Genomic DNA, 14,377 nt, shown 5'->3' with positions numbered 1-14,377 from the left:
GAATCATCAGCGGTTTTTTATTATTTAGCAAAACACATTTACACCATAGGTATAAATTATTCAGCAGCGTCAGCAGCTTTCTTGCTACGGCCACCAAATGCACCAAAGCGTTTGTTGAAGCTTGCAACACGGCCTTCAGTAGAGGTTTTACGTTGCTCACCAGTATAGAATGGATGCGACGCACTTGAGATATCAAGTGGGTAGTATGGGTATTCTTTACCTTCGTATTCGCGAGTCGCTTTAGTCTGAGCCGTTGAACGAGTCAAAAAGAACACGTCAGCATTGGTGTCATGGAATAAAACTTCTTGGTAATCAGGATGGATATCTTTACGCATAATAAACTCTCTAGGTCCGATGTATGTATGGCAATTTGCGTCAACATCATGAGCGATGTCTCAAGCAAACGAAAACATACGTAACTGAGGCACTAAGGACATTATAAGTATGGCAACTGCGTCACTGGCTTATTCCAGCACAAAGCACCACTCTTCTGCTCACTTAGCCTTTCCCCAGCGGGAAAATTAAACCGCGATTTTAACGGTTTTTGTCACCCAACGCAAGCCGCAGTTGTGATAGAGATATGTGATAAGTTGTCACCAATACACAAATAGTGTTGAGATGTACGAGTTAACCCAGTACAATAATTTGGTTAGTTTAATTAATCAATTATATAGATATCTGTAGTTAAGCTAACGAGCTTTAGCTTTTCTTTGCCATTTATCTATTATCTATTATCTATCGAACATTTATGCGATATGGCTAGTCAGTTTTCTTCAAAAAATATCGCACTCTTTGTTCATCGGTAAGCACAACTTCCCTAACACTAAATAAGGACTATTCAATGATAAACACTACCATCAAAACTACTACTAAGGCACTATTAATCAGCTCAGCACTTGCTATCACGACTATGGCAAGCGCTGCTCTACCAACTCAGTGGCAACTAGATAATTCACATACTCGTGTCGGTTTCTCTGTTGAGCATATGGGATTTTCTACGGTTATGGGGCACTTTAGTGATGTCGACGGCACTGTACAGTTCGATCTAAAAAACCCAAATCAAACTCAATTTAACTTTGTTGTAGATACAGACAGTATTGATACTGGTTGGGAAGCCCGTGACAAGCATCTGAAAACCGACGAGTTTTTCAATGTTGAGAAGTACCCTACCATGAGCTTTAAATCCACTCAGGTTAACTTTATCAATCCACAACAAGCAAAAGTCACTGGCGACTTTACTTTACTTGGTCAAACCAAACCATTAACACTTAACCTAACGCTAAAGAAAATCGATAACAGTCCTTTGACCAAAGAACCTGTGGTTGGCTTCCGTGCAACAGGTAATATCGATCGTACAGCGTATGGCATGGACGCTTACTCACAAGGCATCACCACCAATGTGCCTATTCAGATAGATGGTGAGTTGGTAGAAAAGAAGTCAAAATAAGTCTTGTTAGTTTCTAGCATTTACTACTAGCCATAAAAAAGCAGCCTCTATGATAGGGCTGCTTTTTTGTCTTAAGCTACTTTTACCTTAAGATAATATCATGATACCTTATTTGGTTGGAATAACATGCCAAACGTCAAATTTGTCATCGCCGTCTTTGTCACCCATCTTTGTATCATTAGCATAGAAGTATAATGGTTTACCATTCATCGCCCATTGATACTTACCATCTTCACGCTTGAACGCCGCAAACTGGCCAGAAGCTTTAGCATTGCTTGGTGCTTGGAAAATTGGCCACACAACTTGACACGCTGTGCCGCAGTCTGACTTATTCATTGAATCTTTGTCATAGGTATAAAGCGTCATGTAATTGGTTGCATCAACCAACACGCCATTTTTGCTAGCGACAGGGGCCATGTTGTTATTGGTCGCTTGGACTTCGTGCGTGCCTGACATGTCATTTCCAACAACACTTTTTATGGTCGTACAGCCTGTCAATGCTAATACGCCAGTTAGTGCAGATAACATCATGATATTTTTCATAGCAACTTCCTTGTCATTTTGATAATTGTAATAGTAAATTTTGTAAGCCGTTTTTATTTTTTGATGTGAAAGTGATAAAAACAAAGCTTTAACTTCACTTCAGCAAAATGAATATAGCATACAGTTTTTAGCGATAATGGCAGTCAATATACAAACTTACAAAAGTGGCTGAATCTTACAAAATGCTTAAACACAGGGCTTTTTGGCTACAGAAGACTGACCTTATCCCCATTCTCCAGATGTTGCACTCGACCTCGCCTATTAGAAACTGCCCAAGACCACCTCACCTCGTTGACAAAACTCATGCATCTACTTACGTATTTGTCATCATATTGTCTGTAGTTCTTCGTAAAATGAACTTATAGAAATGAAGTATTACTACACAATAGAAAATCCCTCTGTTGTGGCTTATAAATAAATATTGAACTTAGCGACCTTCGCACGCATATCGATAGTTACAAGACATTTAATGATTACACCGAGCATGGCCTGATGCAAATGCTACTAAGGATATAATGACGACAATGACTCAGTCTTCTAATAAAAATCACGCTCATTCTGTCAAACAAGATGATTCTTCTAAGGTACTGTCTTATGGATATCATCAAAACTCGCCTGCCAAACGTCCTACTAAACGCGTCGGCATTTTGGGCGGCGGTACTGCAGGCTCAACGATTGCTATTCGCCTTGCCGCACTAGGGCTTGAGACTTATTTGTTTGAGAAGAAAAAATCACTCATTGATGGTCCACCAATGTGCCATTTGCATGCTGGCGGCAACTTGTACCGCGAGATACCTGATGAAGATTGTGTGGCGCTCCTCAAGCAATGTATTGACATATTACGTCTTTATCCTTATACCATCGACGTTCGTCCTACTGTATTTGCGGTGCCGACACGCGATGAAGGACTGCCTGAAGACTTGCTGCCGCGTTTGGATATTTTGACAGCGGCGTATCAAGAGCTTATCGAGCAGGATGTCAACAATAAAGTACTTGGCGAACCTGAGGATTACTATCAGCTCTATAGCCATGAGCAGTTGCTTGAGTTGTCTGAGCGTGAGCAAGTTGAAGTACCAAGTACGGTTGATGAGTGGATGATACCCGTTGCCAAATACTTAGACTTAAATAAGGTAAAATTTCCACTGATTGTCGTACAAGAATATGGCTGGAATATATTTCGCTTGGCGGCTTCTGCGCAGTTGGCGCTTGAAGAATATGATCATGCCCATGTCTTTACTGACACCACAGTACAAAAAGTAGTCCCTGTGGATTGTGAAAACTGCACCAATGCCGATCACCATGTTACCAAATGGCGCATTGACTATCAGCAAGCAAACGACTCTCAAGCTGAATCTATCGAAGTCGATTATTTGGTCAATGCTTGCGGTTTTCGCACTGGTGTCATCGATGATATGGTCGGCGTAGAAGTCACGCGCATGGTCGAGTTTAAATCCTCTTATGTCACCCATTGGGGCGATGCAGGTGGACAGATACCTGAGATTATTGTGTATGGTCAACGAGGTACGCCCGAAGGCATGGCGCAGTTAACCCCCTATCCGGGTGGGTATTTTCAGATACATGGCATGAGTAAAGCCATTACCTTATTTGATGACGGTCTGGTCGCATCTAGCTCAGACAGCGCTCAGCCTAAACTACCACAGCAATACGTACACTATATCGAGGATGGCTGGGACAAAGCGCCACTACAAGCGCGTAGCCAGCAGGCGATTGAATATGTGGCTGAGTTTGTACCGACATTCAATAGTGCACGCACTGTTGGCAATGCGCTATATGGTGGGCAGCAAATTCCTGGAGAAGATGATACGTTGCGAGTGGCTGACGTAAGCTTGTATTCTAATATACGTTACGCTCGCGCCGAAAACGTCAAAGCATCTTCAACCTTGATCGCTGCTGATCAGATAGTGAATGAGCTGACGACGCTCGGATTGATACAGAACGATACGCCAATGAATCGTAGCCGCTACGCACACGAATGGTCGTACTTGATACATAACGATGGTCTGGCTGTTGATAAGGTTGCACGTGTACTCGCTGAGCAGCGTGGATTTCCAATAGCAATGGCAGATGTCAATCATAGTATTCGTGAAGCAGCACTGGATGATCTCTCACCCGCTGGTGTATAGCAAGTATTAGTCATTTCTAGCGTTTACGGTTAGCTTTATGAATATAAAACTGACTATAAAAAAGGAGCGGACAACCAATAATCGGTTATCTGCTCCTTTTTTACGTGGTTGCTTTTAATTGCTCGATTTTATAAAGCTTAGCTGTTGCTACCAGCCATTTTTTCTGTATCTACATGATCATTGATGGTCACGACGGTCTGTAGCATCTCGATTGCCTCGTTGATGGTATTGCACACCACCAAACGATCTAAATCTTGCTGCTTCATAAACCCTTGCTCGGTGGTATATTTTAGATGCTCAATCATACGGTCATAAAAACCATTGATATTGAGAATAATCATTGGTTTTTCATGTTGATACAGCTGACGCCATGTGGCGATTTCCATAATTTCTTCTAGTGTGCCCAGTCCGCCCGGCAAGGTAATAAAGGCATCAGCATACTCTGCCATAACGGTCTTACGCGTGTGCATGGTATCGGTCAAATGCAAGCGAGTCAGCTGCTCATGAGCGATTTCGTGCTTGAGCATAAAGGTTGGAATGACGCCTACCGCCTCAGCGCCGCCTTTGATGACCTCATCTGCGACCGCGCCCATGAGACCAATGCTAGCACCGCCATATACCAGTCCCATACCATTATCTGCCAACGCACTGCCAAGCTCGCGTGCTGCCTGCTCATACACATCATTGTTGCCCAAGCGTGAACCGCAATATACGGCCACTAGCGGCATCGTTAGTGTTGATTTATCCACGGCTTTTTCTATATTGGTGATGTCTTTGCTCGTAATTACATCATAAGTATCATCGTTGATTTTCATTTGCATATGGTTTCCTTAATTTATCGATCATTTTTTATTGAGTGTTTGTTATTAGTAAAGGTCAAATACCACACGTTTCATTTATAGTGTTATGCACGCCATTTATAGAATGAGTTCAACCAAGTCAGACAAAACTTGAAAGTCATATTTGAGTACCTGTCTCGCTAGTATTTATCTTAACATAAGCAATGCTACCACATAGTCACAACGATTTATCACTACGCAACAACTACATTTTAAAGATGGGAATTGATGACTCATCGCAGTTTAATAATCACTATCTACTCATAAAAGACATGAAGGTATCAAGATGGATAATCACAACGCTGTTTCTGCCGCAGAGTATGCAGAAAGTATTATTAACAATCCTTTGATTAGTCCTAATATTGCTGATGGCGCAACCAATATCGACACGTACTCGTTGAGCATCATGACCGATCGCAATCGAGTGTTGGCCGCGACCGTCTATCGTCCTAAAGAGGGAACGACAACAGCGATTATGATCGCGCCCGCCACAGGAATCAGACGTCATTTTTATCATAGCTTTGCTATCTATTTAGCAGAGAGCGGCTTTGGCGTACTGACTTTTGATAATGAAGGGATTGGTGAGTCGCTTTCGACCAATCTGGCAAAGTGTGATGCTTCGCTCATCAGTTGGGGGCGACACGATATGCCTGCCGTACTTGATGCGCTGCAAGATGAGTTTCCTGAGGCGTCTTACCACCTTATCGGTCATAGTGCAGGTGGCCAGCTTATCGGTTTGATGCCAAATTATCAGGCGATTACGTCCGTATTCAATGTCGCGTGCTCTTCAGGCCGCATCAAAAACATGGGCATGCCTTATAAGCTCAAAGCCATGGGATTTATGGATGCCTTTATCCCACTATCAAACTTAACCTTAGGGTACACACCATCAGACAAAATCGGCATGGGCGAGCCACTACCGCGCGGCGTGGCTCGTCAATGGCGTGAATGGTGTAATGGCGCAGGCTATATCAAGACTGCTTTTGGTAAAAGTATACACACCCATTTTTACGATGCACTCAGCATGCCAGCATTGTGGCTTGGCTTTAGTGATGATGATATTGCCAATAGCGAAAACATGGATGACATGATACGCGTATTTACGAACATGCCCGTCGAAAAGCGGTTTTTAAATCCTGAAGATTTCGGATTAAATCATATCGGTCACATGCGCTACTTTAGCAGTAAAACCAATGCTAAAGCGCCAAAGCTGTGGCAAATGGCAGTAGATTGGTTTAGTAAAGGTGAATAGCGTTGTTCATCCATCAATATAAGAGGCCGTCGCGACTGATATCATTTATTTGTATCAATACACAAAGTCGATAAATGCGCTTTTATTACTTAGCATTGTTTGTTTTTTCTGCTTCTATCCGCTTCTTTAGGGCAGAATACAGTGACGGCTGCATATTATGAATATTGCCTATCATCCATTTAACATAGCTGATAGGCACCTCTTTGATTGGCTTGCCTTTGTGTTTGCCAAATGGCATCTTGCTCACAGGCGTCGCTTTATTTGAGATAGCATGTGCCGCTGCAAAATCGGTCGGTGCAATCTCTAAACGCTCGCAGCAGGCTTGGTAAAGTAGATAACACATCCGCGCATCCCCTAGCGCATCATGAGCGGCAATCGTCATCATGCTCGCCTCGCCCTTACCCAATAATTGCTCGATACACTTAGACTGACCATAAGCGCGCCACTCTGGAAAGGCAGCACGCGCGAGTCTCACAGTACAAATCAGCTTAGCAGAAGGGCTGCCAATCACTCGCCAATCAAAGCGTACATTATGACCAATCAAATACTCTGGCAGCTCAAACTGATCCAGCTCAAAACGCTCAAGACCAGCCACGTCAGCATCAGTAATACCATGCACCTTGATGACGGCAGGGGATATAGAGCGGCCGCTATTGAAGTACTTCATCCATTCAAATCCAGTTGCCACGTTGATCGTCGCCACTTGAATGGGTCTCGGATCACGGCCTTGATCGGTTTCAGTATCGATGACAAGCGCTGTTTCAGCCATAGTAGCCGTATCTGTCATGTCAGCGGTGTTCAAAGCATCATTCATAAAAAATTAACCATTCGTAGCACCATCATCGCTCAACCGAAGCGTTAAGTAGATAAAGTTATATTTGCTGTGCTTGTATTTAACCACACCTGTATTTATGGGGATAAAAGCCATAGATAACAATGCGATACATACCTTAGCAGATAGGGCTTTTATAATATTAGCTCATATAATATAAAACAGATAAGAGACATCAATGCTAGCAGATGGAAAAAGCCAACCACCGAAGCCTTCTTTTGTCAGTCGTGTACTCGGCGTACTGATTAAGGCGGTTGTATTGCTAGGGTTTTTATTTGTCTTTGATAAGCTGCTACCCAGCATTAGCGAGCAGACCCAATCGTTTGTGGTCGCCAAATGGCAGCAGATGAGCCTATTACAACAAGAACTGCCAACAGAGAACAGCTTGCCAAATCCGCTACCAGACAAGCGTCTGACCGATACGTGGGGTGCGGCACGCAGTCAAGGGCGCTCACATGAAGGCATCGATATCTTTGCAGAACGTGGCACGCCGATACAGTCAACCACGCAGGGAATTGTGAGTAAGGTTGGTGAGAATAACTTGGGTGGGCGCGTGGTCGTCGTGGTAGGGCCTGGCGGTGCTGGTCATTATTACGCGCATCTAGAAGACTATGCCGATATTGCGCCCAATGATTGGGTCAATCAAGGCGATATTATCGGTTATGTGGGTGACAGCGGTAACGCAAAAGGGACACCGCCACATGTACATTACGGTATTTATATCAATGGCAGTGCCGTCAACCCTTACCCGCTGTTGCAAAAAGACTAGGTATACTAAATTAGGCATGCTAAATAAATCCGCATGACGAGTCTAAACAATATGGGCAAGGCCTGTACTAATTTGTCGCAGCCGATCTCACATACGCGGCTGGAAATACCACACTAAATGTCGACCCCTCTCCCTCTATTGAGTCAATCTGCAACTGCGCCTCGTGCTGATGCAAAACGTGCTTCACGATAGCCAGCCCTAATCCTGTACCGCCTGTGGCACGACTACGCCCTTTATCAATACGATAAAAGCGCTCCGTCAAACGCGCAATATGCTCTGGTGCGATACCAAGTCCATCGTCCTCAACGGCAAATCGGCACCCATCCGATGTCTGCGTCCAACTGATGGTAATATTACCGCCTTTTGGCGTATATTTAATCGCATTAATGACTAAGTTGGACAAGGCGCTGATCAAGTACACCTCCGACCCATATAACCCGTCATAGGTATCTATGTGCAAATGAATGGTGTGCTTGTACGCTTGGTTATATGCCTGTGCATCATCATAGATATTGGTGAGGAGTTTGGTCATATCGACATCATTAAACTCATGCGTCTCTTCGATTTCAATCTTGGAGAGCAGTAATAAGTCATTTACGATTCGATTCATACGGGCTGTTTGCTGGGTCATCAGCTCAAAACCGCGACGCCACTGTGGCGGCATGTCTGGTTGGTGAGAGAAGTTCTCCAAATAGCCCATCATTACTGTCAGCGGCGTGCGTAGCTCATGAGAGACATTCGCCACAAAGTCTTGGCGCATTTGCTCTAAATGCTGTACGCGGGTCACATCATAAATAAACAATAGCTTCTCGTCACCAAAAGGCGTGAGCTCACACTTTAGATAACGACTGGGATCGCGCCACGATTCTATATGAATACCATCATTGGGCAGGGTGGTGTTTTGATAGTACTGGCGAAACTCGGGCACAATGATAAAGTCAAACACACTTTGGCCTTTGTCAGCTGGCTGCAGTGACAAGAGATCCTGCGCCGCCTGATTCCACCACTCTAACCCATCATCTTCATTCAGTAAGATGACCGCATCTCGCAATGCTCGCAGCGCACTTCTGATTTTCTCTAATTGCTCCGCCGCATTTTGGCTAGCGATTTGTGCTGGCGCATCTTGCTGGTCATTATTATAGTTATGGTCTTTTTTCTTTTTTGCTGGCGCTATCTTGTTCATTTCTTATCCTTACCACTATCCGCTATTTTATTTATTGTTATGGTGGCATTGTTCATACAAGATCAAGTTATCAAAAATCAACTTATATAAGATTAGCTTGGCTCAATAAGACTAGAGAACCGATAGCCTGTACCGCGCACCGTTTGTATCAATGTATCACAATCATAAGGACGCAGTAGTTTACGTAGACGCTTGATATGTACATCAATGGTTCGATCTTCGATATAAACGTTACCGCCCCAAACCTGATCGAGCAGCTGCGTTCTTGTGTAAGCGCGCTCTGGGTGACTCATAAAAAATGCCAGTAGACGATATTCTGTCGGGCCGACCTCGATGACTTTTCCTGCGGCTGTCACGCGCTGGCTTTTGGTATCGAGACTCAGCTGACCAATTTCGATAGGCTTGTCGCTACTCATCGCGCTACTACGGCGCAAGACCGCTTTGATTCTGGAAATCAGCTCGCGCGTCGAAAAAGGCTTGGTCATGTAATCATCTGCACCTGCATCTAGGCCGTGAACCTTGCTGTCTTCTTCGCTTTTGGCCGTTAGCATAATGACGGGTATCTCAGAGAGCATCTCATCGCTTTTGAGCATACGACAAAAATCAACACCGCTCTTGTCTCCGGGCAACATCCAATCTAATAATATTAATGACGGTCTATGATCGACCACTTGCTGATGCGCTTCTGATACGTCAGCCGCTTGTAGGCTATCAAACCCAGCCATTTCTAGCGTCATCACAACCATTTCACGAATCGCAGGTTCATCTTCAACAATCAAAATTTTCTCATTATACATAGGACATTCTCGGTGTTAGCGGACAAAATCTGGCATATAAAAAGGCGATAAATACTCACCAGTCTCTATCTATTAAACGGATTAATTATGACAGCCTGATGACACTCTGATGTCAGATCTCCAATAGAAAATTAAGTGGTCCATCATTGATGCTTTCAACTTGCATATCAGCGCCAAACTGACCAGTGGCTACATTCGGATACTGGGTTTTGGCATAGTCGATGAGTTGCTCGAACAGCACTTGGGCCGCATCAGGTGCCATCGCGCCATCAAAGTCAGGGCGGCGACCTTTATCCGTTTTTGCCATCAGCGTAAATTGTGACACTAATAACAATCCGCCGCCGACTTGCTGGACGTTTTTATCCAGTTTACCAAATTTGGCAGGATCGTCATCATTTTCAAAAATGCGATAGGTCAATATTTTGTCAATCATTCGCTTGGCGGCGGCGAAATCGTCATCATGACCCAACCCAATATAGGCCAATATCCCATGATCAATTTTGCCAACACAATGCTCATCGATAGTGACGCTGGCACGGCTCACTCGTTGTATCAGTGCTTTCATTTACGACCTTCTTTATTTATAAATGGCTTACAGTTTATGGTCAGACAATAATACGCTGTCCATGATAAAATATGGCCATTAACTTGCCTATGCAATAATGACATCACATCCTATTTTGGTAGCCTTATTATGAATGTATTTACCACCTTACAACAGCTGGTACCGCAGCAAAAGCTCAGTAAAGTCGCTGGACGTTTGGCCGCCAGTCGTCATCCTTATGTCAAACGCACCTTTATCCGTGGTTTTGCCAAAGCTTATAATATCAGCCTAGATGAGTATGAGCGCCAGAGCCTTAATGCTTACGAGAGTTTTAATGACTTTTTTACCCGTGAACTAAAAGAAGATGCTCGCACCATCGATACCACCGCAAACGGCATCGTTAGTCCTGCTGACGGTATCATCTCTCAGCTTGGGCAAATTAAAGATCATAAAATGCTACAAGCCAAAGGGCGTCACTATGACGTTGGCCAATTGCTGGCTGATAGCGAAGATGGCCGTTATTTTGCCGATGGTAGTTTTGCGACAATCTATCTAGCCCCTAGCAATTACCACCGTGTTCATATGCCATTTGCCGGTACGCTGACCAAGACTCGCTATGTCCCTGGTACGCTGTTTTCGGTCAACAATACCACGGCAGCTAATGTGCCGGACTTGTTTGCGCGTAATGAGCGTTTGGTCTGCATATTTGATACCAAGTATGGCAAAGCGGCCGTTGTCATGGTAGGCGCTATGATTGTCGCTGGTATCGAAACCGTCGCCACTGGCAAAATTACCCGCACGGATGATATACAAGAAGCGGATCACGATATGCAGTTTGCGGCAGGCGAAGAGCTTGGTCGTTTTTATTTAGGATCAACGGCTATCGTAGTGTTGCCAAAAGCAGCAAAAGCCGACTGGCAAGAGACCATGAAAGCCAATAGTTTTGTAAAAATGGGTCAATTACTGGGTGTCACGAAACCGTAATTTATTTCTAATATAATAAAAAATAAAAGCCCAGTGAAGCGTATATCACAATGCTCAACTGGGCTTTTTTATACCTAGCGTTTTTATAGATTTACGCGTCGATCAACCATCCTTGCTGGGTCACATAGTCAATATTGTGTGATAGCCATTTATGAATAGGAGCAAAGCTGTCTTGAATAAACGCATGTGCACCTGCCACTTGACTACGTGTCACTCCAAGCTCACGCCACGTTTTGCCTTCAGTATTTAAGTTGAGCAAAAATGGCAGTAAGCGATCGACCACTTTAAGTAGCGCAGTCTCTTTACTACTGCCTGTCTCTTGCGCCTCCCAAATCTCACTCAAATTGCCAATCCCATTGCCGCGTTCGCCTTGCAATCTGGCGATACCCGCTCGCTCCTCAACATGTGCATCATGACGCGAGTCGGCGTACAAAAACGTATCGCCCGCATCAATCTCGCCCAAATCATGTACCAGTGCCATCTTTAGCAATTGTTCATGATTGACATCCAGCTCAAACAACTCAGCGATCGACCAGCATGCCATTGCTAAGTGCCAAGAATGTTCGGCAGAGTTTTCTCTGCGATCAGTCTCAGTCACGTAACTACGGCGATTCACGCGTTTGAGCGCATCTAGCTCTAGTAAGAAATGAGTGACGTCCTCTATATCGATAGTTACAACGGATTTTTGATCGGTCAATGACGTCAGTGTGTTTGAAGACATATTTCTCTCTGATTTTTTGATAATTTTACACATTACGGTGTGGCTAACAACAAAATAGCGCTGATGTTATCAAGCGCTATCTCTTATAAGTCATTGGGTCAAATGACTGAGCACCCTATTATATAACCATCTACTTAATCAAATTCAGAATGGTTTTGAAAGCAGGGTCTTCACTGCTACGGCACAACTCAAACAAAATGGTTTCTACTGTCGAGATTATCCCACCTGCACGGCGAATACGGCGAATGGCTTGTTTTTTGTCGTATGGAAAACGCGAACCAACGGCATCGCCAATAATGACCGGTTGCATACCATTGTCTAGCAAATCAAGCGCGGTCTGTAGCACACAGACGTGTGCCTCAACTCCGATAAGCAATACGGTACTACGGTTTTGCTGCGCTAAATGATGCCATGTGTCATTGTTATCGCAGGCACTAAAGGTGACTTTTTCAAAGCTCTTTGCATTGTCGCCCTCTAGCACATCACGAAGCTCTGGCAAGCTATCGCCCAATCCTTTTTTATACTGCTCGTTGAGCATGATGGGAATACCAAGCGCTTGCAGTCCTTTGATTATAGTCACTGTTTTTTTGACGATATTTTCGTGATCATAAATGTACGGCGTGAGGCGTTCTTGTACATCGATAATCATCGCTTGGGTGTTTTCGCGAGCAATTCGGTAAGTACGATCAGTAATCATGGTAGACATAGTACACTCCTTGTACGGCTGATATTTATTATAAAAAGCTATTTTAGAATGGTCATTATTAGAGTTGTCATCAATAACATCTTAGCTCAGCTCACCCTTATTTAGTCACAGTTTCTTGAATGCGTCAATGGAGATAATTTTCATACGTACCTGTGTGCTCTTTACTACGCCAAGCATTAACTCGCTTATTATATTCACAAAAAACCCCCAGCCATCACGGCTAGGGGTCATTATTAGAATATTTTTAATCAACAAATGTTACAAACTGGTTGCCGATTTTAAAATTAAACACGCTCGATAATAGTCGCGATACCTTGACCCAGACCGATACACATGGTTGCAAGGCCAAGCTCGGTATCTGACTGCTCCATTGCATTGAGCAATGTCACTGTGATACGAGCACCTGAACATCCTAGTGGATGACCTAGAGCAATCGCGCCACCGTTGATGTTGACGATATCTTGCTTGTCCGTCAAGTTCAACGCTTTTAAGACTGATAGGCCTTGTGCGGCAAAGGCTTCGTTTAACTCGATGGTTTGCATGTCATCGATGCTCATGCCAGCACGCTTCAAGGCTTTGTTGGTGGCTGGTACAGGACCATAACCCATAATCGCTGCGTCACAACCAGCGACAGCCATGCTACGAATACGGGCGCGCGGCTTTAGACCAAGATCTTTGGCTTTTTGTGCGCTCATGACTAGCATCGCTGACGCACCGTCAGAGAGTGCAGATGACGTCGCAGCAGTCACTGTACCGCCTTTAGGGTCAAAGGCTGGGCGCAGTTTTTGCATTTGCTCCATGGTTGCATCAGGGCGAATCACTTCATCCACGGTACATAGTTGCAAGCGACCATCTGCATCATGACCTTCGATGCCGATGATTTCATTATCAAAACGGCCTTCAGTGGTCGCAGCCCATGCACGGCGATGCGATTCAAGACCAAAAGCATCTTGCTCTTCACGCGTAATGCCATTCATACGGCCTAGCATCTCAGCGGTCAAGCCCATCATATTTGAGGCTTTTGCATAGTGCTTAGAAGCGGCAGGGTTTAGATCAATACCATGCATCATGCCGACGTGACCCATGTGCTCAACACCGCCAATGATAAACACATCACCTTGGTTGGTCATGATTTGTGCAGCTGCGGTATGTAGTGCCTGCATAGATGAGCCGCACAGACGGTTAACCGTTTGTCCACCAGCAGTCTTTGGAATACCTGCCAATAGGCCAATATTACGACCGATGTTCATGCCCTGCTCTAAGGTCTGGTTGACACAGCCCCAAATAATATCTTCGATGTCATTGGTATCGAAGTCGTTACGTTCTACTAGCGCGCGTACCAGTTCAGCGGATATGGTATCCGCACGTACATGGCGGAACATACCGTTTTTAGATCTTCCCATCGCCGAGCGTACGCCATCTACGATGACCACATCTTTTGGACTTAAAGTTGTCATACTATCTTCCTTTTCAATTTTTATTGTCAGTGTTGTCGATTTAATCGGGCTCTATAGCCATCTATCACGCGATCCGTACATCAGTACGATAACTATCTAGATGTTTTCGCGCTGGATATTATCGCGGCAGGCCAGACCTGATAAAACCGACCAAAACGG

15 protein-coding genes are annotated in these 14,377 nt (G+C 44.4%); 5 read left to right on the top strand and 10 right to left on the bottom strand.

The features are described 5' to 3' along the window. Positions 1–56 precede the first annotated feature (56 nt). Positions 57–335 (bottom strand): type B 50S ribosomal protein L31, encoded by a 279-nt coding sequence (locus GYK50_RS01710; RefSeq protein ID WP_093070385.1) that lies wholly within the window; start codon positions 333–335, stop codon positions 57–59. A gap of 506 nt (positions 336–841) precedes the next feature. On the opposite strand from GYK50_RS01710, the gene GYK50_RS01705 reads away from it, so the two are divergent. Then, positions 842–1,447, top strand: coding sequence for a YceI family protein (locus GYK50_RS01705; RefSeq protein ID WP_071002900.1), 606 nt, complete (start codon positions 842–844; stop codon positions 1,445–1,447). Positions 1,448–1,555: 108 nt separating this feature from the next. Here GYK50_RS01705 and GYK50_RS01700 read toward each other — a convergent pair whose 3' ends face one another. Continuing rightward, positions 1,556–1,990 (bottom strand): COG4315 family predicted lipoprotein, encoded by a 435-nt coding sequence (locus GYK50_RS01700; protein ID WP_212564131.1) that lies wholly within the window; start codon positions 1,988–1,990, stop codon positions 1,556–1,558. 515 nt (positions 1,991–2,505) lie between these two features. Between GYK50_RS01700 and GYK50_RS01695 the strand changes: the two genes are divergently transcribed. Continuing rightward, complete coding sequence (locus GYK50_RS01695) at positions 2,506–4,134, top strand: FAD-dependent oxidoreductase (RefSeq protein WP_420070465.1); 1,629 nt, start codon at positions 2,506–2,508, stop codon at positions 4,132–4,134. A 137-nt stretch (positions 4,135–4,271) separates the two neighbouring features. Here the strand turns inward: GYK50_RS01695 and GYK50_RS01690 are convergent, their stop codons facing one another. After that, entirely contained in the window at positions 4,272–4,955 is a 684-nt protein-coding gene (locus GYK50_RS01690) for an LOG family protein (RefSeq protein WP_075107332.1), read from the bottom strand. 304 nt (positions 4,956–5,259) lie between these two features. Between GYK50_RS01690 and GYK50_RS01685 the strand changes: the two genes are divergently transcribed. Next, positions 5,260–6,225: an alpha/beta hydrolase family protein gene (locus tag GYK50_RS01685; protein ID WP_093070390.1), complete on the top strand. Its 966-nt coding sequence runs from the start codon at positions 5,260–5,262 to the stop codon at positions 6,223–6,225. Between the two features lie 85 nt (positions 6,226–6,310). On the opposite strand, the gene GYK50_RS01680 is transcribed toward GYK50_RS01685, so the two are convergent. Further along, the gene (locus GYK50_RS01680) at positions 6,311–7,039 is read right to left on the bottom strand and encodes a putative quorum-sensing-regulated virulence factor (protein ID WP_348653752.1); all 729 of its coding nucleotides are present in this window, start codon (positions 7,037–7,039) and stop codon (positions 6,311–6,313) included. 196 nt (positions 7,040–7,235) lie between these two features. Between GYK50_RS01680 and GYK50_RS01675 the strand changes: the two genes are divergently transcribed. Further along, complete coding sequence (locus GYK50_RS01675; RefSeq protein WP_212564130.1) at positions 7,236–7,826, top strand: M23 family metallopeptidase; 591 nt, start codon at positions 7,236–7,238, stop codon at positions 7,824–7,826. A gap of 67 nt (positions 7,827–7,893) precedes the next feature. Here the strand turns inward: GYK50_RS01675 and phoR are convergent, their stop codons facing one another. The 3 genes from phoR to dtd all read right to left on the bottom strand — a co-directional run bounded on the left by phoR (position 7,894) and on the right by dtd (position 10,371). Further along, the gene (phoR, locus tag GYK50_RS01670; RefSeq protein ID WP_093070394.1) at positions 7,894–9,009 is read right to left on the bottom strand and encodes a phosphate regulon sensor histidine kinase PhoR; all 1,116 of its coding nucleotides are present in this window, start codon (positions 9,007–9,009) and stop codon (positions 7,894–7,896) included. Positions 9,010–9,101: 92 nt separating this feature from the next. Further along, entirely contained in the window at positions 9,102–9,806 is a 705-nt protein-coding gene (gene phoB, locus GYK50_RS01665; protein ID WP_058025125.1) for a phosphate regulon transcriptional regulator PhoB, read from the bottom strand. A gap of 112 nt (positions 9,807–9,918) precedes the next feature. Beyond that, positions 9,919–10,371: a D-aminoacyl-tRNA deacylase gene (gene dtd, locus GYK50_RS01660; protein WP_212564129.1), complete on the bottom strand. Its 453-nt coding sequence runs from the start codon at positions 10,369–10,371 to the stop codon at positions 9,919–9,921. A 129-nt stretch (positions 10,372–10,500) separates the two neighbouring features. Between dtd and asd the strand changes: the two genes are divergently transcribed. Beyond that, on the top strand, positions 10,501–11,334 hold the full coding sequence (gene asd / locus GYK50_RS01655) for an archaetidylserine decarboxylase (protein ID WP_212564128.1): 834 nt from the start codon (positions 10,501–10,503) through the stop codon (positions 11,332–11,334). A gap of 91 nt (positions 11,335–11,425) precedes the next feature. Here asd and GYK50_RS01650 read toward each other — a convergent pair whose 3' ends face one another. From GYK50_RS01650 to fadA, 3 genes are all read right to left on the bottom strand, one after another. Further along, positions 11,426–12,055 carry an HD domain-containing protein gene (locus GYK50_RS01650; protein ID WP_212564127.1) on the bottom strand — a complete coding sequence of 210 codons (630 nt, stop codon included), beginning with the start codon at positions 12,053–12,055 and terminating at the stop codon, positions 11,426–11,428. 130 nt (positions 12,056–12,185) lie between these two features. Beyond that, entirely contained in the window at positions 12,186–12,761 is a 576-nt protein-coding gene (locus tag GYK50_RS01645) for an isochorismatase family protein (protein ID WP_058025121.1), read from the bottom strand. Between the two features lie 284 nt (positions 12,762–13,045). Continuing rightward, positions 13,046–14,218: an acetyl-CoA C-acyltransferase FadA gene (gene fadA, locus GYK50_RS01640; protein WP_071002892.1), complete on the bottom strand. Its 1,173-nt coding sequence runs from the start codon at positions 14,216–14,218 to the stop codon at positions 13,046–13,048. Between the last annotated feature and the right edge of the window lie 159 nt (positions 14,219–14,377).

Origin of the sequence: Psychrobacter pacificensis (genome assembly GCF_018336615.1) — a bacterium.
GTDB lineage: Bacteria > Pseudomonadota > Gammaproteobacteria > Pseudomonadales > Moraxellaceae > Psychrobacter > Psychrobacter pacificensis.
Note: the sequence above shows the minus strand (reverse complement) of the source record. Positions and strands in the feature narration are given on the sequence as shown.

Bases quoted from the DNA above. Each gene is read 5' to 3' on its own strand.
- GYK50_RS01690 (WP_075107332.1), bottom strand. From the start codon at position 4,955: ATGCAAATGAAAATCAACGATGATACTTATGATGTAATTACGAGCAAA.
- asd (WP_212564128.1), top strand. From the start codon at position 10,501: ATGAATGTATTTACCACCTTACAACAGCTGGTACCGCAGCAAAAGCTC.
- dtd (WP_212564129.1), bottom strand. From the start codon at position 10,371: ATGAAAGCACTGATACAACGAGTGAGCCGTGCCAGCGTCACTATCGAT.
- phoB (WP_058025125.1), bottom strand. From the start codon at position 9,806: ATGTATAATGAGAAAATTTTGATTGTTGAAGATGAACCTGCGATTCGT.
- GYK50_RS01675 (WP_212564130.1), top strand. From the start codon at position 7,236: ATGCTAGCAGATGGAAAAAGCCAACCACCGAAGCCTTCTTTTGTCAGT.
- GYK50_RS01705 (WP_071002900.1), top strand. From the start codon at position 842: ATGATAAACACTACCATCAAAACTACTACTAAGGCACTATTAATCAGC.
- GYK50_RS01700 (WP_212564131.1), bottom strand. From the start codon at position 1,990: ATGAAAAATATCATGATGTTATCTGCACTAACTGGCGTATTAGCATTG.
- GYK50_RS01695 (WP_420070465.1), top strand. From the start codon at position 2,506: ATGACGACAATGACTCAGTCTTCTAATAAAAATCACGCTCATTCTGTC.
- GYK50_RS01680 (WP_348653752.1), bottom strand. From the start codon at position 7,039: ATGAATGATGCTTTGAACACCGCTGACATGACAGATACGGCTACTATG.
- phoR (WP_093070394.1), bottom strand. From the start codon at position 9,009: ATGAACAAGATAGCGCCAGCAAAAAAGAAAAAAGACCATAACTATAAT.
- GYK50_RS01650 (WP_212564127.1), bottom strand. From the start codon at position 12,055: ATGTCTTCAAACACACTGACGTCATTGACCGATCAAAAATCCGTTGTA.
- GYK50_RS01710 (WP_093070385.1), bottom strand. From the start codon at position 335: ATGCGTAAAGATATCCATCCTGATTACCAAGAAGTTTTATTCCATGAC.
- fadA (WP_071002892.1), bottom strand. From the start codon at position 14,218: ATGACAACTTTAAGTCCAAAAGATGTGGTCATCGTAGATGGCGTACGC.
- GYK50_RS01645 (WP_058025121.1), bottom strand. From the start codon at position 12,761: ATGTCTACCATGATTACTGATCGTACTTACCGAATTGCTCGCGAAAAC.
- GYK50_RS01685 (WP_093070390.1), top strand. From the start codon at position 5,260: ATGGATAATCACAACGCTGTTTCTGCCGCAGAGTATGCAGAAAGTATT.